Origin of the sequence: Pseudomonas aestuarii (assembly GCF_027988105.1) — a bacterium.
In the GTDB taxonomy this organism is placed as follows: domain Bacteria; phylum Pseudomonadota; class Gammaproteobacteria; order Pseudomonadales; family Pseudomonadaceae; genus Aquipseudomonas; species Aquipseudomonas aestuarii.
Genome location: NZ_JAQJZJ010000005.1, coordinates 344,470 through 369,152 on the forward strand (window position 1 = coordinate 344,470; position 24,683 = coordinate 369,152).

Sequence of the window (24,683 nt, forward strand, 5' to 3'; positions counted from 1 at the left end):
ATGCAGGCTCCAGCTTTTACCCTCAGCCAGCTTGCCGAGCGTCTGGGCGCCACCTTGCGTGGCGCCGCTGACCAGCTGATCAGTGGCCTGGCCACCTTGCAGGAGGCCGGTCCAGATCAGCTGAGCTTTCTGGCCAATCCGCAATACCGCAAATACCTGTCCGATTGTCGTGCCGGTGCGGTCTTGCTGACCGCCGCCGATGCCGACAGCTACAGCGGTAACGCCTTGGTGGTCGCCAACCCCTATCTGGCTTATGCGCAGCTCTCCCATCTGTTCGATCGCAAGCCGCAGGCGGCTGCCGGTGTGCATGCAACCGCATGGGTTGCCGATGATGCGCAGGTGGATACCAGTGCCAGTGTCGGTGCCTACGCGGTGATCGAGGGTGGTGCGCGGATCGGCGCCGGGGTCACCGTCGGCGCGCATTGCGTGATTGGTGCGCGCTCACTGATCGGTGAGGGCGGTTGGCTCGCGCCGAGGGTCACCCTGTATCACGATGTGCGCATCGGCAAGCGGGTGGTGATCCAGTCGGGGGCGGTGATCGGTGGCGAGGGCTTCGGCTTTGCCAACGAGAAGGGTGTCTGGCAAAAGATTGCGCAGATCGGTGGCGTGGTGATCGGCGACGACGTCGAAATCGGCGCCAATACCACCATAGATCGTGGTGCCTTGGCCGATACGCTAATCGGTAACGGCGTCAAGCTGGACAACCAGATCATGATCGCGCACAACGTGCAGATCGGCGACAACACGGCCATGGCCGGTTGTGCGGGAATTTCCGGCAGCACCAAAATTGGCAAGAACTGCATGATCGCCGGTGGCGTCGGCATGGTCGGGCACATCGAAGTCTGCGACGGCGTCTTCGTCACGGGTATGACCATGGTGACCCGCTCGATCACCGAACCGGGTTCTTATTCTTCCGGTACTGCCATGCAGCCTGCGGGCGAGTGGCGCAAGAGTGCGGCACGAATTCGTCAGTTGGATGACATGGCGCGGCGACTGCAACAGTTGGAAAAACAACTGGCTGCCGTGACCTCCAGCGGGAACGCCTCATCTGATGCTTGAGCCGGTTCTACCGCGCTCCTCTCTTTTTATTACAGGCTTCTCTGGACATGATGGACATCAACGAAATACGTGAGTACCTGCCGCATCGTTACCCGTTCCTGCTAGTCGATCGGGTGGTGGATCTGGATGTAGAGGGCAAGTGTATTCGTGCCCACAAGAATGTCAGTATCAATGAGCCTTTCTTCAACGGGCACTTTCCCCAGCACCCGATCATGCCCGGCGTGTTGATCATTGAGGCGATGGCCCAGGCGGCCGGCATACTGGGCTTCAAGATGATGGGCTTGAAGCCCACCGACGGTACCCTGTATTACTTCGTCGGCTCGGACAAGCTGCGCTTTCGTCAGCCGGTGGTGCCGGGGGATCAATTGATCCTCGAGGCCCGCCACCTGAGTAACAAGCGCAGCATCTGGAAATTCGAATGCAGGGCCAGTGTCGACGGCAAGGAAGTATGCTCGGCTGAAATCATCTGTGCGGAACGCAAACTATGAGTTTGATTGACCCTCGCGCCATCATCGATCCTTCTGCCAAGCTGGCTGACGACGTTGTCGTCGGCCCCTGGTCGATCATTGGGCCCGATGTGGAGATTGGTGAGGGTACAGTGCTTGGGCCTAATGTGATCATCAAAGGGCCAACCAGAATTGGTAAGCACAATCGCGTCTATCAGTTTTCATCGCTGGGCGAAGATACGCCGGATCGCAAGTACAAGGGTGAGCCCACGCGCCTGGTGATTGGCGATCACAATATCATTCGTGAAGGTGTGACCATGCACCGGGGCACCATCCAGGATCGTGACGAAACCACCGTGGGCGACCACAACTTGATCATGGCCTATGCGCACATCGGCCATGACAGTGTGATCGGCAACCATTGCATCCTGGTCAATAACACCGCACTGGCAGGCCACGTGCACATCGACGACTGGGCGATTCTGTCCGGTTACACCTTGGTCCACCAGTTCTGCCATATCGGCGCGCACAGCTTTGCCGGCATGGGCACTGCAATTGGCAAGGATGTACCGGCCTATGTCACGGTTTCCGGCAATCCGGCGGAAGCGCGCAGCATGAATTTCGAAGGCTTGCGCCGTCGTGGTTTCACTGCCGAGTCGATCCAGGCGCTGCGCCGCGCCTACAAGACAGTCTATCGCCAGGGCTTGACCATCGAAGAAGCCTTGGTGGAGTTGGCGGAACCTTCCCTGCAGTTTCCTGAAGTCGCGGTGTTCCGCGATTCGATCCAGGCGTCCAAACGCGGCATCACCCGCTAGCCCATGACGGATCTATTGCGCGTCGCGCTGGTGGCTGGCGAAGCCTCGGGCGACATTCTCGGTGCCGGGTTGATGCAGGCCTTGAAGGCCCGCCATCCACAAATCGAATTCATTGGTGTCGGCGGTCCGCGCATGCAGGCCGAGGGCCTGAATCCCTATTTCCCCATGGAACGCTTGGCGGTGATGGGCCTGGTCGAAGTGCTCGGCCGGTTGCCTGAGTTGCTGTTGCGGCGCCGGCGCTTGATCAGGACCCTGATCGACGCCAAGCCGGACGTGTTCATCGGCATCGATGCGCCGGATTTCAACCTGGGCCTCGAACTCACATTGCGCCGCGCCGGGATCAAAACCGTGCATTACGTCAGTCCCTCCGTCTGGGCCTGGCGGCAGAAACGCGTGTTGAAGATCCGTGACGCCTGCGACCTGATGCTGACCTTGTTTCCGTTCGAGGCGCAGTTCTATGACGCCCATCAAGTGCCAGTGCGTTTTGTCGGTCATCCCCTGGCCGACGCCATTCCCTTGCAGGCTGACCGGGTCGCGGCGCGTGTGGCTCTGGACTTGCCGCAGGACAGTGCCGTGGTAGCGCTGCTGCCGGGCAGTCGGGGCGGTGAGGTGGCGCGTCTGGGGGCGCTGTTTCTCGATGCGGCGGTGCGTCTGCGGACTCTGCGTCCGGGCATTCGTTTCGTCGTGCCGTGCGCCAGTCCCGAGCGCCGCGTGCAGTTGGAGCAGCTGCTGGTCGGGCGTGACTTGCCCCTGACCCTGCTCGATGGTCGCTCCCACGATGCCCTGGCAGCCTGCGATGCGGTGCTCATCGCCTCGGGTACGGCCACTCTGGAAGCCCTGCTGTACAAGCGGCCAATGGTGGTGGCCTACAAGGTCGCGTCACTGACCTACCTGATTCTCAAGCGGCTGGTCAGCAGTGCCTATATCTCCCTGCCCAACTTGTTGGCCGAGCGTATGTTGGTGCCCGAACTGATTCAGGATGCGGCCACCCCGGAGGCCCTGGCCCAGGCGTTGGCGCCGCTGCTCAATGACGGCGAGGTGCAGACCGAGGGGTTCGATGTGATTCATCGTGCCCTGCGCCGTGATGCCTCGGCCCAGGCGGCCGACGCCGTGCTCAAGCTGATGGGCCAGGCCTGATGCAGTTGGGTCTGGACTTCAGTCAGGTGCAGGAGCTGGTTGCCGGTGTCGACGAGGTCGGCCGTGGCCCCTTGTGCGGCGCTGTGGTGACCGCCGCGGTGATCCTCGATCCGTTGCGGCCGATTCAGGGGCTGAATGATTCGAAGAAACTCAGCGCCGCGCGGCGCGAGCAGCTCTTCGACGAAATCTGCGAGAAAGCCCTGGCCTGGTGCATTGCACGCGCCGAGGTGGAGGAAATCGACCGCCTGAACATCCTCCACGCGACCATGCTAGCCATGCAGCGCGCGGTCGAAGGCTTGAGTGTCGTACCCCGGCTGGCGCTGATCGACGGCAATCGCTGCCCGGTCCTACAGGTTCCGAGTGCGGCGGTGGTCAAGGGCGACAGCCAGGTTCCGGCGATCGCCGCCGCCTCGATCCTGGCCAAGGTTAGCCGCGATCGCGAGATGCAGCTGCTCGATGCGCAGTACCCCGGTTACGGCATCGGCGGACACAAGGGCTATCCCACGGCGGTGCACCTGGAAGCCCTGCGCCGCCTGGGCCCAACGCCGATTCACCGGCGCTCGTTTGCCCCGGTGCGTGCGCTGCTGGGCGACTGAGGCAGCGCCCGCCGCCTCTAAACCACCGGTATATAGCATGTGGCGTGCAGCTTGCTGCTTGCTGCGGCGAAGGCTGTACAATCCCCATCCTGTCGTTTTGTGTTTGCTATAGGACTGTCATGACTGCTTCGTTTGTCCACCTTCGTCTGCACACCGAGTATTCCCTGGTCGATGGTCTGGTACGGGTCAAGCCGCTGATCAAGGCCGCGGCGAGTATGGGAATGCCGGCGGTGGCGGTCACCGACATGAGCAACATGTGCTCGTTGGTCAAATTCTACAAAGCGGCCATGGGTGGCGGAATCAAGCCGATCTGTGGTGCCGACATCTGGCTGGCCAGCACCGACGAAGACGGTCCACTCAGCCGCATGACCCTGCTCGCCACCGATGCCAAGGGCTACCGCAATCTGACCGAACTGGTTTCCCGCGGTTGGACCGAGGGCCAAAGCAACGATCAGGTGATCATCCAGCGCGACTGGGTCAAGGCCGCCGCCGAAGGTTTAATCGCGCTGTCTGGCTCCAAGGAGGGCGAGGTCGGTCATGCACTGTTGAACGGCGAGCCAGCCGAAGCCGAGGCTTTGCTGCGCGAATGGCTGGCGGTGTTTCCACAGCGCTTCTACCTGGAGGTGCAGCGCACCAACCGGGTCAACGACGAGGAACATCTGCACCTGGCGGTCGAGCTGGCCGCCCGGGTCGGGGCGTCGCTGGTGGCGACTAACGATGTACGCTTTCTCAAGCAGGATGACTTCGCCGCCCACGAGACCCGTGTGTGCATCGGTGAAGGACGCAGCCTGGACGACCCGCGGCGTCAGCGCAGCTATTCCGATCAGCAGTACCTGAAGAGCCCGGAAGAGATGGCCGAGCTGTTCAGCGACCTGCCGGAGGCGCTGGAAAATACCGTCGAGATTGCCCGGCGCTGCAACATCGAAGTACAAATGGGCAAGTACTTCCTGCCCGACTTCCCGGTGCCGGCCGGCATGACCATGGACGAGTACTTTCGCCAGGTTTCCTTCGACGGTCTCGACGAGCGCCTGGAAGTCAGGCTGCCCAAGGGTACGCCGGACTACGACGCGAAGAAGCAGGTGTATATCGACCGGCTGAACTTCGAGCTGGATATCATCATCCAGATGGGCTTCCCCGGTTACTTCCTGATCGTCATGGACTTCATCAAGTGGGCCAAGAACAACGGCGTGCCGGTCGGCCCCGGTCGGGGTTCGGGCGCCGGCTCACTGGTGGCCTATGTGCAGAAGATCACCGACCTCGATCCGCTGGCCTATGACCTGCTGTTCGAGCGCTTCCTCAACCCGGAGCGGGTCTCCATGCCCGACTTCGACGTCGACTTCTGCATGGATGGTCGCGACCGGGTGATCGATTACGTCGCCGAGAAATACGGGCGTAACGCGGTCAGCCAGATCATCACCTTCGGCACCATGGCGGCCAAGGCGGTGGTGCGCGACGTGGCGCGCGCCCAAGGCAAGTCCTACGGCCTGGCCGACCGCCTGTCGAAGATGATCCCTTTCGAAGTCGGCATGACCCTGGAAAAAGCCTACGAGATGGAGGAGCCGCTGCGCGACTTCCTCAAGGTCGACGAGGATGCCCGGGAAATCTGGGAAATGTCGCGCAAACTCGAGGGCATCACCCGGGGTACCGGCAAGCACGCCGGCGGCGTGGTGATCGCGCCGACCAAACTCACCGACTTCTCGCCGATTGCTTGCGATGACGAAGGCGGCAGCCTGGTCACCCAGTTCGACAAGGACGATGTGGAAACCGCGGGTCTGGTCAAGTTCGACTTCCTCGGCCTGCGCACCCTGACCATCATCAAGTGGGCGATGGAGACGATCAATCGCGAGCAGGCCAAGCAGGGCCTGCCGGATCTGAATATCGACTTCATCCCGCTGGACGACAAACCGACCTTCCAGATGTTGCAGAAGGCCGAGACCACCGCGGTGTTCCAGCTCGAGTCGCGCGGCATGAAGGAGCTGATCAAGAAGCTCAAGCCGGACTGCCTGGAAGACATGATCGCTCTGGTGGCCCTGTTCCGTCCGGGCCCGTTGCAGTCGGGCATGGTCGACGACTTCATCAACCGCAAGCACGGTCGCGAGCCGATTTCCTATCCCCATCAGGACTACCAGTACGCCGGCCTGGAGCCGGTGCTCAAGCCCACCTACGGCATCATCCTGTATCAGGAACAGGTGATGCAGATCGCCCAGGTCATGGCCGGCTACACCCTCGGTGGGGCGGACATGTTGCGCCGCGCCATGGGCAAGAAGAAGCCCGAGGAGATGGCCAAGCAGCGTGGCGGCTTCATCGAGGGCTGCACGAGCAATGGTATCGATGCGAACCTGTCGGGCAATATCTTCGATCTGGTGGAAAAGTTCGCCGGCTACGGCTTCAATAAATCCCACTCGGCCGCTTATGGCTTGCTCTCTTACCAGACGGCCTGGCTCAAGGCGCATCACTCGGCGGCCTTCATGGCGGCGGTGCTGTCGGCGGATATGCACAACACCGATAAGGTAGTGACCCTGATCGAGGAGTGCCGCAGCATGAAGCTGCGCCTCGATGCGCCGGATGTGAATATTTCCGAATTCAAGTTCACGGTCACCGGCGAAGGCTGGATCATCTATGGCCTGGGCGCGATCAAGGGTGTCGGCGAGGGGCCGGTCGAGGCCATCGTCGAGTCGCGCAAGGATGGTCCGTTCAAGGATCTGTTCGACTTCTGCTCGCGCGTCGACCTCAAGCGCATCAACAAACGCACGCTGGAAGCGCTGATTCGCGGTGGCGCCCTGGATCGTCTGGGGCCGTATTTCCACGAGGAAATAAAAGCCTACAAGGCCAATATCGATCGTAACCGCGCGGTGCTGCTGGCGGCGATGGAGGAGGCGGTGCAGGCCGCCGAGCAGACCGCGCGCAGCCATGACAGTGGCCATATGGATCTGTTTGGCGGAGTGTTTGCCGATGCCGAGATGGATGTGTATGCCAATCATCGCAAGGCCCGTGAATTGTCGCTGAAGGAGCGCCTGAAAGGCGAGAAGGACACCCTCGGCTTGTACCTGACCGGGCATCCGATCGACGAATACGAAGGCGAGGTGCGCCGTTTCGCTCGCCAGCGGATCATCGACCTCAAGCCGGCGCGCGGCGACCAGACGATTGCCGGCCTGATCGTCAACCTGCGGGTAATGAAGAACAAGAAGGGTGACAAGATGGGCTTCATCACCCTGGACGATCGCTCTGGCCGGATCGAGGCGTCGTTGTTCGCCGAAGCGTTTTCCAGCAACCAGGCGTTGTTGCAGAGCGATGCCCTGGTGGTGGTCGAGGGCGAGGTGAGCAACGATGATTTTTCCGGTGGCCTGCGTTTGCGTGCCAAGCGGGTGATGAGCTTGGAGGAAGCGCGGACCGGGCTGGCCGACAGCCTGCGCTTGAAGATCGCCAGTAGTACCTTGAAGGGCGATCGGCTGCGCTGGCTGGCGGACGTGTGCAAGCGCCATCGCGGTGCCTGTCCGATCACCCTGGAGTACACCGGTGAGGATGCGCGGGCCATGCTGCAGTTTGGCGAAAGCTGGAGAATCGATCCAGCCGACAGTCTGATTCAGGCATTGCGTGACCAGTTCGGGCGAGACAACGTCTTTCTGCACTACCGCTGATTTGTGAAGCCCCGGCTTCATGTGTTGGTTGCGGCACCCGTGGGTGGGATTGTGAGGAAATCACCGGTTTGCGGTGACTTTTATCCAGCCCCGGGTGTCGACCTGAATGCGCCTGTTCCTATATGGTAGGCGCGAAATGGATACAGCTCCCCGGCCGCATGGCCGTCGACGCAAGACGGATGACTATGAACCCGAATTTTCTCGATTTCGAACAGCCGATCGCCGACCTGCAAGCCAAGATCGAAGAGCTTCGCCTGGTCGGTAACGACAACTCGTTGAACATCAGCGATGAGATCGCCCGCCTGCAGGACAAAAGCAGTGCGCTGACCGAAAGCATTTTCAGTAACCTGAGCAGCTGGCAGATTGCCCAGCTCGCCCGTCACCCGCGCCGGCCCTACACCCTGGACTATCTGCAGCACATCTTCACCGAGTTCGACGAGCTGCATGGCGATCGACATTTCTCCGATGATCCGGCGATAGTCGGCGGTGTCGCCCGCCTGGACGGTGAGCCGGTGATGGTCATCGGCCATCAGAAGGGTCGTGAGGTGCGCGAGAAGGTACGCCGCAACTTCGGCATGCCGCGCCCGGAAGGCTACCGCAAGGCCTGTCGTCTGATGGAAATGGCCGAGCGCTTCAAGATGCCGATCCTGACCTTTATCGACACCCCGGGCGCCTACCCGGGGATCGACGCCGAAGAGCGCGGGCAGAGCGAGGCGATCGCCTGGAATCTGCGGGTGATGGCGCGTCTGAAGACCCCGATCATCGCCACCGTGATTGGTGAAGGTGGTTCCGGCGGCGCTCTGGCGATTGGCGTATGTGACCAGCTGAACATGCTGCAATACTCGACCTACGCGGTGATTTCGCCGGAAGGCTGTGCCTCGATCTTGTGGAAGACCGCAGACAAGGCCCCGGATGCCGCGGAAGCCATGGGTATTACCGCCGATCGTCTGAAAGGCTTGGGCATTGTCGATCAGGTGATTGGCGAGCCATTGGGCGGTGCCCACCGAGATCCAGTGGCGGCCGCCGAATCGGTGCGCCAGGAGCTGGCGGCTCAGTTGGCCATGCTGCGCAACTTCGATACCGCCGAACTACTGGCGCGTCGTTATGAGCGCTTGATGAGCTACGGCCGCACCTGAGAGCTGTTGTAGGATGGGTGAAGTGTTCACCCATCCGGCGTCTGTATCGGTGGGCTGAAACTCGACCCATCCTGCTGCCTGAAGTTGTGCACATGTCCCTCGAATCCCGCTTGCTGAAGGCTCTGGCTCCCTGGCGTGAGGCGCCGGCCTGGCGTATCGCGCTTTCCGGCGGTCTGGATTCAACCGTGCTGCTGCATCTCCTGGCCGGTCTCGCGCAACGCGAGACGTTGCCGCCGCTTTCCGCAATTCATATCCATCATGGCCTGCAAGTGCTTGGCGATACCTGGCCGGCGCATTGTCGTCGGCTGTGTGATGCGCTGGGTGTGCCGTTGCACGTGGAGTCCGTGCAGGTGCAGCCTGGGGCCAGTCTCGAGCGCGCCGCGCGGCAGGCACGCTATGCGGCGTTTCATGCGCTGCTGGGGCCTGGCGAGTTATTGCTGGCGGCGCAGCATCGCGATGATCAGGCGGAGACCCTGATCTTTCGCCTGCTGCGCGGCGCCGGTGTGCAGGGCTTGGCGGCTATGCCGCAGAGCCGGCCACTCGGTGCCGGGCACCTGCTGCGGCCGCTATTGCAGAGTTCACGCGCCGAGTTGCAAGCCTATGCTGACGAACATCGGCTGCACTGGGTGACGGACCCGTCGAATGCCGATAGCCGCTTCTCGCGCAATTACTTGCGTCATCAGGTTTTACCGCTACTGACTGGGCGCTGGCCGCAGGCGACGGCCAGCATGGCGCGTGCGGCGGAGCATCTGGGCGAGGCTGTGCAACTACTCGATGAGCTGGCGCAGCAGGATTTGCAGGCTGCGCAGGCGCCCCGCGAGTTTGCCTGGCTCCATCTGCCTGGCTTGTCCCTGGCGCCATTGCGGGCGCTGAGCGATGCCCGTCAACGCAACGCCTTGCGCTACTGGTTGCGCAGCCTGACCCCTATGCCGGACAGCGAGCACTGGGTCGGCTGGCAGGAGCTGCGTGATGCGGCCAGCGACGCCGCTCCGGTCTGGCGTCTGGCAACAGGCGAATTGCGTCGAGCCGATCAGCGGTTATGGTGGCTCAGTGGTGACTGGCTGTGCATGCCGCAAGCGCTCGACGCTCGGCCCAGTCCTGGGTGCTGGTTGCCGCTGGCGGGTAATGGTTGCGTGCGGGTCGAGGGTCAGTTGCCCGCCGGCGACTGGCGTTTGGCCTATCGCCAGGGTGGCGAGGTGATGGGCCTGCCCGGGCGCGGCCATCGCGATTTGAAGCGCTTGCTCAATGAGCGGCAGGTGCCGGCGTTTGTCCGTGCGCGCTTGCCCCTGCTGCTGTGCAATGGCGAACTGCGTGCTGTGGCTAATCTTCCCGGTTTGGATGGGGCGGCTGATGGTCAATGGCAACTCAGTTGGCAGCCGCCGGTGAGTGATCAAGGTTTGAGCTGGTAAGGCCTTTCCGGTAGACTACGCTCCCGTCTTACTAGAGCTTTTGCGGACCCCTTTTTCTCAAGAGAATGGAGTCGGCAACGGCTTGTCAATTACGGCTTGTTCGTGATTGTGGCTTCGGCCTTCCTTTGCTTTCCCCGGCGGCGCTGACCGCCTAAACGCAGACTTCTAGGGTTTTTCATGACGCGCTTCATCTTCGTCACGGGTGGTGTTGTTTCTTCATTGGGGAAAGGCATCGCCTCGGCTTCATTGGCGGCTATCCTGGAGGCGCGGGGCCTGAAGGTCACGATGCTCAAGCTGGATCCCTATATCAACGTTGATCCGGGCACCATGAGCCCGTTCCAGCACGGTGAGGTGTTCGTCACCCACGACGGTGCCGAGACCGACCTCGACCTGGGTCACTACGAGCGGTTCATCCGCACGACCATGACCCAGGACAACAACTTCACCACTGGCCGGGTTTACGAACACGTGCTGCGCAAAGAGCGCCGTGGCGATTACCTGGGCGCGACCATTCAGGTCATTCCGCACATCACCGACGAGATCAAGCGCCGCATCATCAAGGGTGCGGGTGATGCCGATGTGGCTATGGTCGAGATCGGCGGCACCGTGGGCGACATCGAGTCGCAGCCGTTCCTCGAGGCCATTCGCCAGTTGCGCGTGGAAGTGGGCGCCAAGCGCGCCATGCTTATGCACCTGACCCTGGTGCCCTATATCGCCACCGCTGGCGAGACCAAGACCAAGCCGACTCAGCATTCGGTCAAGGAATTGCGTTCCATCGGTTTGCAGCCGGACGTGCTGGTCTGCCGCTCCGACCACCCGGTGGATATCTCCTCGCGGCGCAAGATCGCCCTGTTCACCAACGTCGAAGAACGTGCGGTGATTTCCCTGGAAGACGTCGACACCATCTACAAGATCCCAGGCGTGCTGCATGCCCAGGGCCTGGATGATTTCGTCGTCGAGCGCTTCGGCCTGGAGTGCGGCGGTGCCGATCTGTCCGAGTGGGAGCGGGTGGTCGACGCCAAGCTCAACCCGGAGCATGAAGTCACCATCGCCATGGTCGGCAAGTACATGGAGCTGCTGGATGCCTACAAGTCGCTGATCGAAGCGATGAGCCATGCCGGCATCCAGAACCGCACCAAGGTCAACCTGCGCTATATCGACTCCGAAGACATCGAGAACCAGGGCACCGCCTTGCTCGAAGGCGTCGATGCGATCCTGGTGCCCGGCGGTTTCGGGCTGCGTGGCGTGGAAGGCAAGATCACCACCGTGCAGTTCGCCCGCGAGAACAAGATTCCCTACCTGGGTATCTGTCTGGGTATGCAGGTCGCGGTGATCGAGTTCGCCCGCAATGTGCTGGGCTGGAACGATGCCAACTCCACCGAGTTCGACGCCAGCAGCGGCCACCCGGTGGTGGGTCTGATCACCGAATGGCAGGACGCCACCGGGGTCACCGAGCAACGCAGCAATGCCTCCGATCTGGGTGGCACCATGCGTCTCGGCGCTCAGGACTGCCAGTTGCTCAGCGGCTCGCAAGTGCATCAGTGCTACGGCAAGGATGTGATCGTCGAGCGTCATCGTCATCGCTATGAAGTGAACAATAACCTGTTGCCGCAACTGATCGAGGCTGGCCTCCAGGTCACCGGTCGTTCCGGTGACGGCGCCTTGGTCGAAGTGATTGAAGCGCCGGATCATCCGTGGTTCGTCGCCTGCCAGTTCCACCCGGAGTTCACCTCGACGCCGCGCGACGGTCATCCGCTGTTCAGCGGTTTCGTCAACGCCGCACTGGCCCAGCACGCGAAGAAGGCATAAGGACATGACCCAGAAAATCATCAAGGTCGGCGGCATCGACATCGCCAATGACAAGCCCTTCGTCTTGTTTGGCGGCATCAATGTCATCGAATCGCGCGATCTGGCCATGCGCGCCTGCGAAGAATATGTCCGGGTCACCGAAAAACTGGGTATTCCGTTCGTGTTCAAGGCCAGCTTCGACAAGGCCAATCGCTCCTCGATCAGCTCCTTCCGCGGCCCCGGCCTGGAAGAAGGCCTGAAGATCTTCGAGGAGGTGAAGCAGGCCTTCGGCGTACCGCTGATCACCGACGTTCACGAGCCGCAGCAGGCCGCCCCGGTGGCACAGGTGTGCGACATCATCCAGTTGCCGGCCTTCCTCTCGCGGCAGACCGACCTGGTGGTGGCGATGGCCAAGACCGGCGCGGTAATCAATATCAAGAAAGCCCAGTTCCTCGCCCCCCAGGAGATGAAGCATATCCTGGCCAAGTGTGTCGAAGCCGGCAACGACCAGCTGATCCTCTGCGAGCGTGGCAGCTCCTTCGGCTACAACAACCTGGTGGTGGACATGCTCGGCTTTGGCATCATGAAGCAGACCAACTACCCGGTATTCTTTGACGTCACCCATGCCCTGCAGATGCCGGGCGGTCGTGCCGACTCCGCCGGCGGCCGTCGTGCCCAGGTCACCGACCTGGCCAAGGCCGGCATGAGTCAGGGCCTGGCTGGGCTGTTTCTCGAGGCACATCCAGATCCGGACAACGCCAAGTGCGATGGCCCTTGTGCCTTGCGCCTGGACAAGCTGGAACCCTTCCTCACCCAGCTCAAGCAGCTGGATGATCTGATCAAGAGTTTTCCGCCGATCGAGACTGCCTGAAACGGCAATTCTGCGGTAAAGTGCCATTTGTATACAATCTGACTGAATAGTCGGTACATGTTGCGCGCTGGAGTCCCCTCCTGCGCGCAATGAGTGTGCAGCTCGGTGCTACCCTTTTCGTCAACTTTTTGGAGTGCTAAACGCAATGGCAAAGATCGTCGACATCAAAGGCCGTGAGGTTCTCGACTCCCGTGGCAACCCGACCGTGGAAGCCGATGTGATCCTCGCTAACGGCATCATCGGCAGCGCCTGTGCGCCGTCCGGTGCTTCAACCGGTTCGCGCGAAGCGCTGGAACTGCGAGATGGCGACAAGAGCCGTTATATGGGCAAGGGCGTACTCAAGGCCGTGGCCAATATCAACGGTCCGATTCGTGACCTGCTGCTGGGCACGGATCCGCTCGACCAGCAAGCCCTGGATCGCGCGATGATCGCCCTCGACGGCACCGAGAATAAAGCCACGCTGGGCGCCAACGCCATTCTCGCGGTGTCCCTGGCCGCTGCCAAAGCCGCTGCCAAGGACAACGATCTGCCGCTGTATGCACACATCGCCAACCTCAATGGCACGCCGGGCGTCTATTCCATGCCGGTGCCGATGATGAATATCATCAACGGTGGCGAACATGCCGACAACAACGTCGACATCCAGGAGTTCATGGTCCAGCCAGTAGGGGCCAAGACCTTTGCCGAAGCGCTGCGCATGGGCACCGAGATCTTCCATCACCTCAAAGCCGTACTCAAAGCCCGTGGCTTGAGCACCTCGGTGGGTGATGAAGGTGGTTTCGCCCCTAACCTGACCTCCAACGAGGACGCCCTGGCCGCCATTGCCGAGGCCGTGGCCAACGCCGGCTACACGCTGGGCGACGACGTCACCCTGGCCCTGGATTGCGCCTCCAGCGAGTTCTACAAGAATGGCCAGTACGACCTGGCCGGTGAAGGCAAGGTGTTCGACGCCGCTGGCTTCAGCGATTACCTGGCCGGCTTGGCCGATCGTTACCCGATCATCTCCATCGAGGACGGCATGGATGAGTCCGACTGGGCCGGTTGGAAAGTCCACACCGACAAGCTCGGCAGCAAGATGCAGCTGGTCGGCGACGACCTGTTCGTGACCAACACCAAGATCCTCAAGGAAGGCATCGAGAAGGGCATCGCCAACTCGATCCTGATCAAGTTCAACCAGATCGGCACCCTGACCGAGACCCTGGAAGCCATCCAGATGGCCAAGGCGGCCGGCTACAGTGCGGTAATCTCCCACCGTAGTGGCGAAACCGAAGACTCGACCATCGCCGACCTGGCCGTGGGTACCGCTGCCGGCCAGATCAAGACCGGCTCGCTGTGCCGCTCCGATCGGGTGTCCAAGTACAACCAGTTGCTGCGCATCGAAGAGCAGCTGGCCGGCAAGGCACCGTATCGCGGCCGTGCCGAGTTCCGTGGCTAAAAACTGCCGCGGGCGGCGCTCGCGGGATTTTCAGTGATTGGTCGAGTCATGGTAAAAGAGGGGCGGCGCGAGTCGCCCCTCTTTTCGTCCGGATGCTTTTACTGTCATGCGTAGTTCTTATTGGTTGTTAGTCATCCTGATCCTGCTGCTGGTTGGCCTGCAGTATCGCCTGTGGGTGGGCGATGGCAGCCTGGCGCAGGCCACCGACTTGAGTCACCAGATCGCCGATCAGCAAGGTGAAAATCAACGTCTGCTCGAGCGCAACCGTATCCTCGAGGCGGAAGTCATGGAGCTGAAAAAGGGCATGGAAACCGTCGAGGAGCGCGCCCGCCATGAGCTGGGCATGGTCAAAGAGGGCGAGACTCTCTATCAACTAACCGAATGAACACGTCCGCATTGGCGCATTTCTGGGCCCTGATCCCCGCCGCCGGGGTTGGCAGTCGCATGCGTGCCGACCGGCCCAAGCAATACCTCGAACTGGCTGGCGAGACCATTGTGGAACACAGCCTGGCCTGCTTTCTCGATCACCCGCAGTTGCAGGGCGTTGTGGTCAGTCTGGCGTTCGATGATCCCTACTGGCCGACTTTGGCCTGTGCGCAGGATCCGCGTATCGCCCGTGCCGAGGGTGGTCGCGAGCGTGCAGATTCGGTGCTCAATGGCTTGCAGCGCCTGGCCGAGCTGGGTGCGCAGGAGAGCGACTGGGTGTTGGTGCACGATGCGGCGCGGCCCAATCTGGCGCGCTCTGATCTGGATCTGCTGCTCGCCGAACTGGCCGATGATCCGGTGGGCGGTCTGCTTGCAGTGCCGGTGCGCGACACCTTGAAGCGTGCCGGGTCTGATGGTCGGGTGCAGCAGACCGTCGACCGCTCGCTGATCTGGCAGGCCTACACACCGCAGATGTTCCGCCTCGGCTTGCTGCGCCGTGCGCTGGCCCAGGCCTTGGCCGCCGAGGTGGCGATTACCGATGAGGCGTCGGCTGTCGAATGGCTCGGGCAGGCGCCGCGCTTGATCGAGGGCCGCGCCGATAACCTCAAGGTGACCCGCCCCGAAGACCTCGACTGGCTGCGCCAGCACTGGGCGGGGCGCCGCTGAGCGCGGCGATGGCCCTCTCGATGTCGTGATGGGTTACGCGGCGCGCGAAGTTCGGTGATGGCTCGCGGTCCAGGGCCCTGCGCCGCTAGCCCATCTTACGGATCAGGGCAGGTATTCGCTGCGTTGTGCCAGCCCGGCTTTCAGCGTGTCCACCAGTTGTCGCACTTTCGGCGATAGATGCCGTTGCTGGGGATAGAGCGCCCAGACCGCGGTGTTGGGCGGCTGCTGGTTGTCCAGCAGGGAGACCAGGGCGCCGCTGCGCAGGTGTTCCAGTACGTAATAGTCGGGCAACTGACACAAGCCCAGACCGCGCAAGGCCGCATCGAGCACTGACTGGCCGCTGTTGCAGCGCCAGTTGCCTTGCACGCGCTGCGAGGCTTCGCGGCCGTTGAGCTGGAAACTCCAGGTGTCCGAACTGCCGATCAGGCAGTTGTGCCGGCTCAGTTCAGACAGGCTGTGTGGGCGACCGTAGTGCTGCAGGTAGTCTGGCGCGGCGCACAGGTACATGCGCCGGGGGGCCAGGCGTGTGGCGACCAGTCGCGAGTCCTGCAGGCGGCCCAGGCGAATGGCCAGGTCCAGGCCCTCATGGACCAGATCCAGGTTGCGGTTGCTCAACTCTATGTCCACCCGCAGTTGCGGGTGGCGCGTCATGAAGTCCGTCACCAGGGGCACGATAAAGCGCTCGCCGTAAGCCACGGCACAGGTCATGCGCAACAGTCCCTTGGGTTCGCTGCCCAGGTCGCCGACCGCGCGCAGGGCTTCTTCGCGGGCATCCTGCAGGCGCTGGCAATGCTGCAGGAAGGTTTGCCCGGCTTCGGTCAGGGCCACGCGCCGGGTACTGCGGTAGAACAGGCGGGTTTGCAGGCGCTCTTCCAGGCGGGCGACCTGGCGGCTGACCTGTGAAGTGGACAGGCTTAGTCGTTCAGCGGCGGCGCTGAATTGGCCGCACTCGGCCACGGCGACGAATTCATCCAGTCCTTCCCAGCGGTTCATGCGGTCTCCAGTCCCAATGCCATATCAGGGATACAGCGGATCGTGCCGCCATTATCCCTGCTTGGCAATAATGTTTTGTTATCTGCCGGATTATCTCTGTTTCCTGTTGCTTTAGACTGCGGGTCACTGTCCATAACCCTCAGGAGAGCTTCCATGATCAAGTCCCGTGCTGCCGTCGCTTTCGGCCCCAACGAGCCGCTGAAGATCGTCGAGATCGATGTCGAGCCGCCGAAGGCCGGCGAGGTGCTGGTGCGCATCGTCGCTACGGGCGTGTGCCACACCGATGCCTACACCCTGTCTGGTCAGGATTCCGAGGGCGTGTTCCCCTGCGTGCTCGGTCACGAGGGCGGTGGCATCGTCGAAGCCATCGGCGAAGGCGTGACCTCGGTGAAGGTGGGTGACCATGTGATCCCGCTGTACACCGCCGAGTGCGGCGAGTGCAAATTCTGCAAATCCAACAAGACCAACCTGTGCAGCTCGGTGCGCGCCACCCAGGGCAAGGGTCTGATGCCGGACGGCACCAGCCGCTTCTCCTACCAAGGTCAGCCGATCTACCACTACATGGGTTGCTCGACCTTCTCCGAGTACACCGTGCTGCCGGAAGTCTCGGTCGCGGTAATCCCGAAAGAAGCGCCGCTGGACAAGGTCTGCCTGCTGGGCTGCGGTGTGACCACCGGTATCGGCGCGGTGCTTAACACCGCCAAGGTCGAAGAGGGCGCCACCGTGGCCATCTTCGGTCTGGGTGGTATCGGTCTGGCAGCCATCATCGGCGCCAAGATGGCCAAGGCCTCGCGCATCATCGGGATCGACATCAACCCCGGCAAGGAAGCCGTGGCCCGCGAGCTGGGTCTGACCGACTTCGTCAATCCGAAGGACCACGCCAAGCCGATCCAGGAAGTCATCGTCGAGATGACCGACGGCGGCGTCGACTACAGCTTCGAGTGCATCGGCAACGTGCAGCTGATGCGTGCGGCGCTGGAGTGCTGCCACAAGGGCTGGGGCGAGTCGACCATCATCGGCGTGGCGCCGGCCGGTGCCGAGATCAGCACCCGTCCGTTCCAGTTGGTGACTGGGCGCGTCTGGCGCGGTAGCGCCTTCGGTGGCGTCAAAGGCCGTACCGAGCTGCCGGGGTATGTCGAGAAGTCGCAGAAGGGTGAAATCCCGCTCGACACCTTCATTACCCACAATATGCCGTTGGACGACATCAATAAGGCCTTCGAGCTGATGCACGAGGGTAAGAGCATCCGTACGGTCATCCATTTTTGAGTGCCTAGGGTGGGTGTCGCTGTCTGCACCCACCGTCTTGCGCTGGGAAGCCTGTGAGGGCTTTCCAGCCTATGGAGATTGTCATGACCCTGGAAAATATTTCCTGCCAGAAGAGCTTCGGCGGCTGGCACAAGCGTTATCGTCATCGTTCCACCTCGCTCAATTGCGACATGGTATTCGCCGTCTACCTGCCGCCACAGGCCGAGCAGGGCGCCAAGTTGCCGGTGCTGTACTGGTTGTCGGGGCTGACCTGCAATGACGAGAACTTCATGCAGAAGGCCGGTGCCCACCGGCTGGCGGCCGAGCTGGGCTTGATCATCGTCGCGCCGGACACCAGTCCGCGTGGCGACGATGTGCCGGGTGACCCCGAGAATGCCTGGGACTTCGGCAAGGGCGCGGGCTTCTATCTCAACGCCACCCAAGAGCCCTGGGCGCGCAATTACCGCATGCACGATTACGTGGTGCAGGAGTTGCCGGCGCTGATCGAGGCTAATTTCCCGGTCTCGGCCAAGCGCGGCATCAGCGGCCATTCCATGGGTGGGCATGGTGCGCTGGTCTGCGCCTTGCGCAACCCGGGGCGTTACCAGTCGCTGTCGGCCTTCGCGCCGATTGGCAATCCGTCCAACTGCCCATGGGGCGAGAAGGCCTTTTCCCGCTACCTCGGCGATGAGCGTTCGCGCTGGCGCGAATGGGATGCCTGCGCGCTGATTACCGATGCGACCGAGCGTTTGCCGATCCTGATCGATCAGGGCGATCGCGATGACTTTCTCGAGAGTCAGCTCAAGCCGGACGCGCTGAAGAGTGCAGCACAAGCAGTGAAGCATCCGCTGACCCTGCGCCTGCAACCCGGCTATGACCACAGCTACTACTTCATCGCCAGCTTCATCGAGGACCACCTGCGTCATCATGCGCAGGCGCTGGCATAAGGGACGGGGCTCACCGCTCGGCAGTTGTGAAAACAGAGTTCGCCGTGGTGCAGGCCGATTGCCGGTGCGCACGGCGCACCCCCAGCCAGGCTCCTGCATGTAGAATCAGGCCCTGACTTTTGCAGGGCATTGTTCTTATGCGTATTGGCCACGGCTACGATGTACACCGTTTCGGCGAGGGCGATTTCATCACCCTCGGCGGCGTCCGGATTCCCCACAGTTGCGGGTTGATCGCCCATTCCGACGGTGATGTGCTGCTCCATGCGCTCGCCGATGCCTTGCTCGGCGCCGCGGCCTTGGGTGATATCGGCAAACACTTTCCCGACACCGATCCGACCTTCAAGGGCGTCGACAGCCGTGAGCTGCTGCGACATGTCCTGGCTTTGCTCCAGGCCAAAGGCTGGCAGGTGGCTAATGTCGACGCCACCATAGTCGCCCAGGCGCCGAAGATGGCCGCGCATATCGAGCGCATGTGCGACCTGATTGCCGAGGACCTACAGGTCTCGCGCGAGCAGGTCAACGTCAAGGCCACCACCACCGAGAAGCTCGGCTTCACCGGCCGCGAAGAAGGCATCGCGGTGCATGCCGTTGCGCTGTTGGTAGGCCGATGAACGAACTCCAACTGCTTGGCCCGCGCGGCCATGGCGAGCCCTGCGGTACGGCGGTGCTCAAGGCTGTGGCGGAAGACTTTCAGGTCGATGAGGTGCTGGATATACCCCTGGCTGGCGAAGGTGAACACCTCTGGCTATGGGTGGAAAAGCGCGAGCTGAATACCGAAGAGGCGGCCAAGCGAATTGCCCGCGCCGCTGGCGTTTCAATCCGGATGATCAGCTATGCCGGACTCAAGGACCGCCAGGCTTTGACCCGTCAATGGTTCAGTGTGCACCTGCCGGGCAAGGCCGATCCTGACTTGAGCGGCGCCGAAGACGCCACCTTGGCAATCCTCAAGCAGGTGCGTCATACGCGTAAATTGCAGCGCGGTGCGCATGCGGCCAATGGCTTTACCCTGCGTTTGACTCAACTCAAGGCCGACCGCGAGGCCTTGGATATACGTCTTGCGCAAATAGTCGCTCAGGGTATTCCCAACTATTTCGGCCTGCAGCGCTTTGGCTTCGAGGGGGGGAATGTCGCCCATGCGCGGCACTTTGCCGAATCCAAGACCTTGCCTGAAAAGCGCAATGTTCGTTCGCGAGTGCTGTCCGCCGCCCGCAGTTATCTGTTTAATCGCGTGCTGGCGCAGCGGGTTGCCGCCGCAACCTGGAACAAGGCGCTGCTGGGCGATCTGCTGGCCTTTACCGATAGCCGCAGTTTTTTCCCTGCCGGTGAGGCTGAATGCACGGATCCGCGCCTGGCGATTCTGGATTTGCACCCGACCGGGCCCTTGTGGGGGGCAGGCGACTCGAGCGCCGACGGAGTCGCCCAGGCCCTGGAGCAGATTGTCGCCGAGGATGAGCGTGCCTTGGTCGATTGGTTGGCAGAAGCGGGCATGACGCACGAACGGCGTATCCTGCGCCTCCCCATTGGCGGGTTGACGTGGCATTATCCCGAGCCTGACATTCTGCAACTGGAATTCGTCCTGCCGGCTGGATGCTTTGCCACCGTATTGGTGCGCGAGCTCGTCGATCTGTTGCCTGCAGGGCAGGCGGACAACCCATGCGTATTCTGATTTCTAACGATGATGGCGTCGCAGCGCCAGGCCTTGCCGCGCTGCATGCTGCTTTGGCCGATTATGCCGAGTGCGTGGTGATCGCGCCGGATCAGGACAGAAGTGGTGCCAGCAGTTCGCTGACCCTCGACCGTCCCTTGCATCCTTGCACCTTGCCCAACGGCTTTATCAGCCTCAACGGCACGCCTACCGATTGCGTGCACCTAGGCTTGAATGGGCTGCTGCCGCAGGTGGCGGATTTGGTTGTGGCCGGTATCAATCTGGGCGCTAATCTGGGCGATGACGTGCTCTATTCCGGCACTGTGGCCGCCGCTTTGGAGGGACGGTTCCTGACCCGTCCCGCATTCGCGTTTTCCTTGCTTTCGCGCCAGCCGGATAATCTGGCGACCGCCGCCTATTTCGCGCGCAAACTGGTCGCAGCGCATGATCAACTGGATTTGCCGCCGCGCACCGTACTCAACGTGAATATCCCCAATCTGCCGCTGGAGCATATCCGTGGTGTCCAGCTGACTCGCCTGGGGCATCGTGCCCGCGCTGCGGCGCCGGTCAAGGTGACCAACCCACGGGGCAAGGAGGGCTACTGGATTTCGGTCGCTGGCGACGCCGAGGATGGCGGGCCGGGCACTGATTTCCATGCGGTGATGCAGGGCTTCGTCTCCGTTACCCCGTTGCAGCTCGATCGTACCTTCCAGGATGGCCTCAGCAGCCTGCAACCTTGGTTGGAGGGTTTGCTCTGATGAGGCGTGAGCAAGATGAGTTGAATCATCGCGGCATCGGCATGACTTCGCAGCGAACGCGCGAGCGGTTGATTCAGCGGCTGTATGAAGAGGGGTTGTCCAACGCCCAGGTGCTGGAAACGATCCGGCGCACACCGCGCCACCTGTTCGTCGATGAGGCCTTAGCCCACCGCGCCTATGAAGACACCGCGCTGCCGATCGGCCATAACCAGACCATTTCGCAGCCTTACATGGTTGCGCGCATGAGTGAATTGCTGCTGGCCGCCGGCCCCTTGGACAAGGTCCTGGAAATTGGCACCGGCTCCGGTTATCAAACGGCAATTCTCGCCCAGCTGGTCGAGCGGGTTTTCAGCGTCGAGCGTATTCAGGGGTTGCAGGACAGGGCCAAGGAACGCATGGCCGAGCTGAACTTGCGCAACGTGGTGTTTCGCTGGGGTGATGGTTGGGAGGGCTGGTCGGCCCTGGCACCCTACAACGGTATCATCGTCACTGCGGCGGCCAGTGAGGTGCCTCAGGCGCTGCTCGATCAGTTGGCGCCAGGTGGACGCCTGGTGATTCCGGTCGGTACCGGTGATGTGCAGCAGTTGCTGCTGATCGTCCGTGAGGAACAGGGATTTGCCAGGCATATACTGGATGCGGTGCGTTTCGTTCCCTTGCTCAATGGGCCCTTGGCCTGATTTTTAGCGGTTACCTGGAAGGATCCATGAACAAATTTCTTCTGCTCTTCGCCAAAGGCATTGCCATGGGCGCGGCCGATGTGGTGCCCGGCGTTTCCGGCGGAACCGTCGCCTTTATCAGCGGGATCTACGATGAACTGCTGCGTTCGATCGCCGGTGTGCCTGTCGCGCTGGGCTTGCTCTTGCGCGGCCGGGTCCTGGCCGCCTGGCAGACCGCCAACGCGACCTTTCTGCTTGTTCTGGTGGCCGGCATTCTGACCAGTGTGCTCAGCCTGGCACGGGTTATCACCTTTCTGCTGGCCGAGCACCCGATCCCGGTGTGGTCGTTCTTTTTTGGCTTAATACTGGTTTCTTCGCATCTGGTCGCACGAGAGATCCAGCGCTGGAACTGGAGTCGCTTCGTCAGTTTCACTTTGGGCGCGGCCTTTGCCTACTGGATCACCGTGGCTGCGCCGGTGCAGTGGGGTACTGACTCGCTGAGTATTTTCTTCGCAGGTTCGATTGCCATCTGCGCGATGATCCTGCCGGGTATTTCTGGCAGTTTCATCCTGCTGCTGCTGGGGCTGTATCCCTTTATCCTCGGGGCGGTGAAAGGCCTGGATGTCCATGTGCTGATGCTGTTTGCCAGTGGCTGCCTGGTTGGCATTGTCAGCTTTGCCGGGTTGCTGCGTTGGCTATTGCTGCGTTGGCGCGACCTGACCCTGGCGCTATTGACGGGCTTGATGCTGGGCTCGCTGAACAAGCTCTGGCCGTGGAAGGAAACCCTTACCTGGCACGCCGACAGCCATGGGCAGCAGGTGCCGCTGCTCCAGTCCAACCTTTTGCCGGGGCGTTTCGCCGAAGTCAGTGGGCAGGATCCACAGTTACTCTTGGCTATTCTTTTGGCTCTGGGCGGGGTATTGCTGGTGCTCGGGCTGGAGAGGCTGGCCAGTCGCCGGCAGCAAAGCTCCGGCTGCGCCGAATAATTGCGGCACAATACCCGCCTATCGACAAACGCCACTAGCCATAAAGGGAGACTCGGGTGAGGTTCACTGCCATGCAACCGCGAAAATGCAGCAGTATCGCTCGGAGCCTGTTGGCTGGCCTGGTGATTGGAGTGCTCCTGGCCGGTTGTGCCGGTTCGCCATCCGGTGGTGTGCAGGTTGTCGATCGGAATTACCGGGGGGCGGCGACACAGCAGCGTCAACCTGTGACCCGCGGTCAATATCTGGTGCGGCGTGGCGATACCCTTTATTCAATTGCCTTTCGATTCGGTTGGGACTGGAAAGCCCTGGCGGCGCGCAATGGCATTGCCTCGCCTTATCTGATCCGGATTGGCCAGGTCATTCGCTTCGACGGTCGCCGGCCGACGCGCAGGGCTGTCGCTGCCGCCCCAGCAGTGAGCCGGCCGGCACCCGCTGCTCGCACGGTTGTGCCGTTCAAGCCCGCTGCCGTGCAGGCTCAGACGAAGTCGCCAGTGCCGATCAAGACAACCCAGGCGACCACTCCGCTGCACGCTGTCGCACGCTCAGCATCAGGCTGGGCCTGGCCTGCCACTGGTGTTGTCATCGGCCGCTTCTCCTCAAACGGCAGTTTGAATAAAGGCATTGATATCGCCGGGGATTTGGGACAGCCTGTTTTAGCTGCGTCTGATGGTTCAGTGGTGTACGCCGGGAGTGGTTTACGGGGCTACGGTGAGTTGCTGATCATCAAACATAGCGATACCTACGTAAGTGCCTACGGACACAACCGCAGGCTGCTGGTTCAGGAGGGACAGCAGGTCAAAGCTGGGCAAACGATTGCCGAAATGGGTTCCACGGGAGCCGACCGGGTGAAGCTTCATTTTGAAATTCGCCGTCAGGGGAAGCCAGTAGACCCGATGCAATACTTGCCACATCGTTGATCTGTCGCTCGTCTGCTCCATCACGTGGGAAGGACGGGCTCAGGTGTTGCCAAGGAGACAGGCGCCGCCAGAGCTTGCTGTCGAACTCAGCAAGGGACAACAACAATGGCACTCAAACCAAAAGAAGCGCCGGAGTTTGACGTCGACGATGAAATGCTCTTGATTGAGCCCGGCATCGTCTTGAATGATGTGCCGAATGAAAAGGCCGAAACGCCAATCACTCGCACTAAAGTCAAGCAATCCGGCAGCAAGCAGCACAAGTACATTGATTACACCCGCGCGCTCGACGCGACTCAGCTGTATCTCAACGAAATTGGTTTTTCCCCCCTGCTTAGCCCTGAGGAGGAAGTGTTCTTTGCGCGTCTGGCGCAGAAGGGCGATCCGGCCGGGCGTAAGCGCATGATCGAGAGCAACCTGCGTCTGGTGGTGAAAATCGCCCGCCGTTATGTCAATCGCGGTTTGTCACTGCTCGATTTGATCGAAGAAGGTAACCTCGGCTTGATCCGCGCGGTCGAAAAATTCGACCCGGAACGTGGTTTTCGCTTCTCGACGTATGCAACCTGGTGGATCCGTCAGACCATCGAACGGGCGATCATGAATCAGACCCGTACCATTCGATTGCCGATCCATGTAGTTAAAGAGCTCAACGTCTACTTGCGTGCGGCGCGCGAGTTGACCCAGAAACTCGACCATGAGCCTTCAGCCGAAGAGATTGCCAACCTGCTGGAAAAACCGGTGGGTGACGTCAAACGCATGCTCGGTCTGAATGAGCGGGTGTCTTCGGTGGATGTTTCGCTTGGCCCTGATTCGGACAAGACCCTGCTCGATACCCTGACCGATGACCGTCCGACGGATCCGTGCGAACTGCTGCAAGACGACGACCTTTCGCAAAGCATCGACCAGTGGTTGTCCGAATTGACCGACAAGCAGCGTGAGGTCGTGGTGCGGCGTTTCGGTTTGCGCGGCCACGAAAGCTGCACCCTGGAAGAAGTCGGTCAGGAGATCGGCTTGACTCGCGAGCGGGTGCGGCAGATTCAGGTCGAGGCGCTCAAGCGCTTGCGCGAGATTCTGGAAAAGAACGGTTTGTCGAGTGACGCCCTGTTCCAGTAGCTCT

General features: G+C 61.6%; 24 protein-coding genes. 22 read left to right on the forward strand and 2 right to left on the reverse strand.

Features of this window, described 5'->3' with window-relative positions; genetic code table 11:
- From lpxD to ispD, 13 genes are all read left to right on the forward strand, one after another.
- Positions 1–1,059, forward strand: a complete 1,059-nt coding sequence (gene lpxD, locus PH586_RS13340; RefSeq protein WP_408636860.1) for a UDP-3-O-(3-hydroxymyristoyl)glucosamine N-acyltransferase — start codon at positions 1–3, stop codon at positions 1,057–1,059.
- 47 nt (positions 1,060–1,106) lie between these two features.
- Positions 1,107–1,547, forward strand: a complete 441-nt coding sequence (fabZ, locus tag PH586_RS13345) for a 3-hydroxyacyl-ACP dehydratase FabZ (RefSeq protein WP_090500253.1) — start codon at positions 1,107–1,109, stop codon at positions 1,545–1,547.
- A complete protein-coding gene (gene lpxA, locus PH586_RS13350) occupies positions 1,544–2,320 on the forward strand; it encodes an acyl-ACP--UDP-N-acetylglucosamine O-acyltransferase (RefSeq protein ID WP_271348251.1) in 777 nt (258 codons plus the stop codon). The genes fabZ and lpxA overlap by 4 nt, the downstream gene beginning before the upstream one ends.
- Before the next feature lie 3 nt (positions 2,321–2,323).
- Entirely contained in the window at positions 2,324–3,457 is a 1,134-nt protein-coding gene (gene lpxB, locus PH586_RS13355; RefSeq protein ID WP_271348252.1) for a lipid-A-disaccharide synthase, read from the forward strand.
- Entirely contained in the window at positions 3,457–4,053 is a 597-nt protein-coding gene (gene rnhB, locus PH586_RS13360; RefSeq protein WP_271348253.1) for a ribonuclease HII, read from the forward strand. Before lpxB ends, rnhB begins: the two co-directional genes overlap by 1 nt.
- Positions 4,054–4,172: 119 nt before the next feature.
- Positions 4,173–7,691: a DNA polymerase III subunit alpha gene (gene dnaE / locus PH586_RS13365; protein ID WP_271348254.1), complete on the forward strand. Its 3,519-nt coding sequence runs from the start codon at positions 4,173–4,175 to the stop codon at positions 7,689–7,691.
- 185 nt (positions 7,692–7,876) lie between these two features.
- The gene (accA, locus tag PH586_RS13370) at positions 7,877–8,827 is read left to right on the forward strand and encodes an acetyl-CoA carboxylase carboxyl transferase subunit alpha (RefSeq protein WP_271348255.1); all 951 of its coding nucleotides are present in this window, start codon (positions 7,877–7,879) and stop codon (positions 8,825–8,827) included.
- Between the two features lie 92 nt (positions 8,828–8,919).
- A complete protein-coding gene (gene tilS, locus PH586_RS13375; protein ID WP_271348256.1) occupies positions 8,920–10,236 on the forward strand; it encodes a tRNA lysidine(34) synthetase TilS in 1,317 nt (438 codons plus the stop codon).
- A gap of 177 nt (positions 10,237–10,413) precedes the next feature.
- Positions 10,414–12,045: a CTP synthase gene (locus PH586_RS13380; protein WP_271348257.1), complete on the forward strand. Its 1,632-nt coding sequence runs from the start codon at positions 10,414–10,416 to the stop codon at positions 12,043–12,045.
- Between the two features lie 4 nt (positions 12,046–12,049).
- Complete coding sequence (kdsA, locus tag PH586_RS13385; protein ID WP_271348258.1) at positions 12,050–12,895, forward strand: 3-deoxy-8-phosphooctulonate synthase; 846 nt, start codon at positions 12,050–12,052, stop codon at positions 12,893–12,895.
- Between the two features lie 145 nt (positions 12,896–13,040).
- Positions 13,041–14,330: a phosphopyruvate hydratase gene (eno, locus tag PH586_RS13390; RefSeq protein ID WP_271348259.1), complete on the forward strand. Its 1,290-nt coding sequence runs from the start codon at positions 13,041–13,043 to the stop codon at positions 14,328–14,330.
- A gap of 106 nt (positions 14,331–14,436) precedes the next feature.
- The gene (gene ftsB / locus PH586_RS13395; protein WP_271348260.1) at positions 14,437–14,715 is read left to right on the forward strand and encodes a cell division protein FtsB; all 279 of its coding nucleotides are present in this window, start codon (positions 14,437–14,439) and stop codon (positions 14,713–14,715) included.
- On the forward strand, positions 14,712–15,422 hold the full coding sequence (gene ispD / locus PH586_RS13400) for a 2-C-methyl-D-erythritol 4-phosphate cytidylyltransferase (RefSeq protein ID WP_271348261.1): 711 nt from the start codon (positions 14,712–14,714) through the stop codon (positions 15,420–15,422). Before ftsB ends, ispD begins: the two co-directional genes overlap by 4 nt.
- Positions 15,423–15,524: 102 nt before the next feature.
- Here the strand turns inward: ispD and PH586_RS13405 are convergent, their stop codons facing one another.
- Both PH586_RS13405 and PH586_RS13410 read right to left on the reverse strand, forming a co-directional pair.
- On the reverse strand, positions 15,525–16,415 hold the full coding sequence (locus tag PH586_RS13405) for a LysR substrate-binding domain-containing protein (protein ID WP_271348262.1): 891 nt from the start codon (positions 16,413–16,415) through the stop codon (positions 15,525–15,527).
- The gene (locus PH586_RS13410) at positions 16,412–16,570 is read right to left on the reverse strand and encodes a hypothetical protein (RefSeq protein WP_271348263.1); all 159 of its coding nucleotides are present in this window, start codon (positions 16,568–16,570) and stop codon (positions 16,412–16,414) included. Before PH586_RS13410 ends, PH586_RS13405 begins: the two co-directional genes overlap by 4 nt.
- Here PH586_RS13410 and PH586_RS13415 point away from each other — a divergent pair.
- From PH586_RS13415 to rpoS, 9 genes are all read left to right on the forward strand, one after another.
- Positions 16,569–17,681 carry an S-(hydroxymethyl)glutathione dehydrogenase/class III alcohol dehydrogenase gene (locus PH586_RS13415; RefSeq protein ID WP_271348264.1) on the forward strand — a complete coding sequence of 371 codons (1,113 nt, stop codon included), beginning with the start codon at positions 16,569–16,571 and terminating at the stop codon, positions 17,679–17,681. The two genes, PH586_RS13410 and PH586_RS13415, sit on opposite strands and share 2 nt — an antisense overlap.
- Before the next feature lie 83 nt (positions 17,682–17,764).
- Complete coding sequence (gene fghA / locus PH586_RS13420) at positions 17,765–18,607, forward strand: S-formylglutathione hydrolase (protein ID WP_408636862.1); 843 nt, start codon at positions 17,765–17,767, stop codon at positions 18,605–18,607.
- A 137-nt stretch (positions 18,608–18,744) separates the two neighbouring features.
- Positions 18,745–19,218 carry a 2-C-methyl-D-erythritol 2,4-cyclodiphosphate synthase gene (gene ispF, locus PH586_RS13425; protein WP_271348265.1) on the forward strand — a complete coding sequence of 158 codons (474 nt, stop codon included), beginning with the start codon at positions 18,745–18,747 and terminating at the stop codon, positions 19,216–19,218.
- Positions 19,215–20,273, forward strand: a complete 1,059-nt coding sequence (gene truD / locus PH586_RS13430) for a tRNA pseudouridine(13) synthase TruD (protein WP_271348266.1) — start codon at positions 19,215–19,217, stop codon at positions 20,271–20,273. Before ispF ends, truD begins: the two co-directional genes overlap by 4 nt.
- On the forward strand, positions 20,261–21,010 hold the full coding sequence (gene surE, locus PH586_RS13435) for a 5'/3'-nucleotidase SurE (protein WP_271348267.1): 750 nt from the start codon (positions 20,261–20,263) through the stop codon (positions 21,008–21,010). Before truD ends, surE begins: the two co-directional genes overlap by 13 nt.
- A gap of 41 nt (positions 21,011–21,051) precedes the next feature.
- Positions 21,052–21,687: a protein-L-isoaspartate(D-aspartate) O-methyltransferase gene (locus tag PH586_RS13440; protein WP_271348340.1), complete on the forward strand. Its 636-nt coding sequence runs from the start codon at positions 21,052–21,054 to the stop codon at positions 21,685–21,687.
- Between the two features lie 26 nt (positions 21,688–21,713).
- A complete protein-coding gene (locus tag PH586_RS13445) occupies positions 21,714–22,652 on the forward strand; it encodes a DUF368 domain-containing protein (RefSeq protein WP_271348268.1) in 939 nt (312 codons plus the stop codon).
- Between the two features lie 71 nt (positions 22,653–22,723).
- On the forward strand, positions 22,724–23,569 hold the full coding sequence (locus tag PH586_RS13450; RefSeq protein WP_271348269.1) for a peptidoglycan DD-metalloendopeptidase family protein: 846 nt from the start codon (positions 22,724–22,726) through the stop codon (positions 23,567–23,569).
- A 105-nt stretch (positions 23,570–23,674) separates the two neighbouring features.
- Complete coding sequence (rpoS, locus tag PH586_RS13455) at positions 23,675–24,679, forward strand: RNA polymerase sigma factor RpoS (protein ID WP_271348270.1); 1,005 nt, start codon at positions 23,675–23,677, stop codon at positions 24,677–24,679.
- Positions 24,680–24,683 lie beyond the last annotated feature (4 nt).

Coding starts and splice junctions, on each gene's coding strand:
- ispF (WP_271348265.1), top strand. CDS start 18,745: ATGCGTATTGGCCACGGCTACGATGTACACCGTTTCGGCGAGGGCGAT.
- dnaE (WP_271348254.1), top strand. CDS start 4,173: ATGACTGCTTCGTTTGTCCACCTTCGTCTGCACACCGAGTATTCCCTG.
- PH586_RS13415 (WP_271348264.1), top strand. CDS start 16,569: ATGATCAAGTCCCGTGCTGCCGTCGCTTTCGGCCCCAACGAGCCGCTG.
- ftsB (WP_271348260.1), top strand. CDS start 14,437: ATGCGTAGTTCTTATTGGTTGTTAGTCATCCTGATCCTGCTGCTGGTT.
- rpoS (WP_271348270.1), top strand. CDS start 23,675: ATGGCACTCAAACCAAAAGAAGCGCCGGAGTTTGACGTCGACGATGAA.
- PH586_RS13440 (WP_271348340.1), top strand. CDS start 21,052: ATGACTTCGCAGCGAACGCGCGAGCGGTTGATTCAGCGGCTGTATGAA.
- ispD (WP_271348261.1), top strand. CDS start 14,712: ATGAACACGTCCGCATTGGCGCATTTCTGGGCCCTGATCCCCGCCGCC.
- PH586_RS13405 (WP_271348262.1), bottom strand. CDS start 16,415: ATGAACCGCTGGGAAGGACTGGATGAATTCGTCGCCGTGGCCGAGTGC.
- accA (WP_271348255.1), top strand. CDS start 7,877: ATGAACCCGAATTTTCTCGATTTCGAACAGCCGATCGCCGACCTGCAA.
- eno (WP_271348259.1), top strand. CDS start 13,041: ATGGCAAAGATCGTCGACATCAAAGGCCGTGAGGTTCTCGACTCCCGT.
- PH586_RS13445 (WP_271348268.1), top strand. CDS start 21,714: ATGAACAAATTTCTTCTGCTCTTCGCCAAAGGCATTGCCATGGGCGCG.
- PH586_RS13380 (WP_271348257.1), top strand. CDS start 10,414: ATGACGCGCTTCATCTTCGTCACGGGTGGTGTTGTTTCTTCATTGGGG.
- PH586_RS13410 (WP_271348263.1), bottom strand. CDS start 16,570: ATGGAAGCTCTCCTGAGGGTTATGGACAGTGACCCGCAGTCTAAAGCA.
- surE (WP_271348267.1), top strand. CDS start 20,261: ATGCGTATTCTGATTTCTAACGATGATGGCGTCGCAGCGCCAGGCCTT.
- lpxA (WP_271348251.1), top strand. CDS start 1,544: ATGAGTTTGATTGACCCTCGCGCCATCATCGATCCTTCTGCCAAGCTG.
- fabZ (WP_090500253.1), top strand. CDS start 1,107: ATGATGGACATCAACGAAATACGTGAGTACCTGCCGCATCGTTACCCG.
- tilS (WP_271348256.1), top strand. CDS start 8,920: ATGTCCCTCGAATCCCGCTTGCTGAAGGCTCTGGCTCCCTGGCGTGAG.
- rnhB (WP_271348253.1), top strand. CDS start 3,457: ATGCAGTTGGGTCTGGACTTCAGTCAGGTGCAGGAGCTGGTTGCCGGT.
- fghA (WP_408636862.1), top strand. CDS start 17,765: ATGACCCTGGAAAATATTTCCTGCCAGAAGAGCTTCGGCGGCTGGCAC.
- kdsA (WP_271348258.1), top strand. CDS start 12,050: ATGACCCAGAAAATCATCAAGGTCGGCGGCATCGACATCGCCAATGAC.
- PH586_RS13450 (WP_271348269.1), top strand. CDS start 22,724: ATGCAACCGCGAAAATGCAGCAGTATCGCTCGGAGCCTGTTGGCTGGC.
- lpxD (WP_408636860.1), top strand. CDS start 1: ATGCAGGCTCCAGCTTTTACCCTCAGCCAGCTTGCCGAGCGTCTGGGC.
- lpxB (WP_271348252.1), top strand. CDS start 2,324: ATGACGGATCTATTGCGCGTCGCGCTGGTGGCTGGCGAAGCCTCGGGC.
- truD (WP_271348266.1), top strand. CDS start 19,215: ATGAACGAACTCCAACTGCTTGGCCCGCGCGGCCATGGCGAGCCCTGC.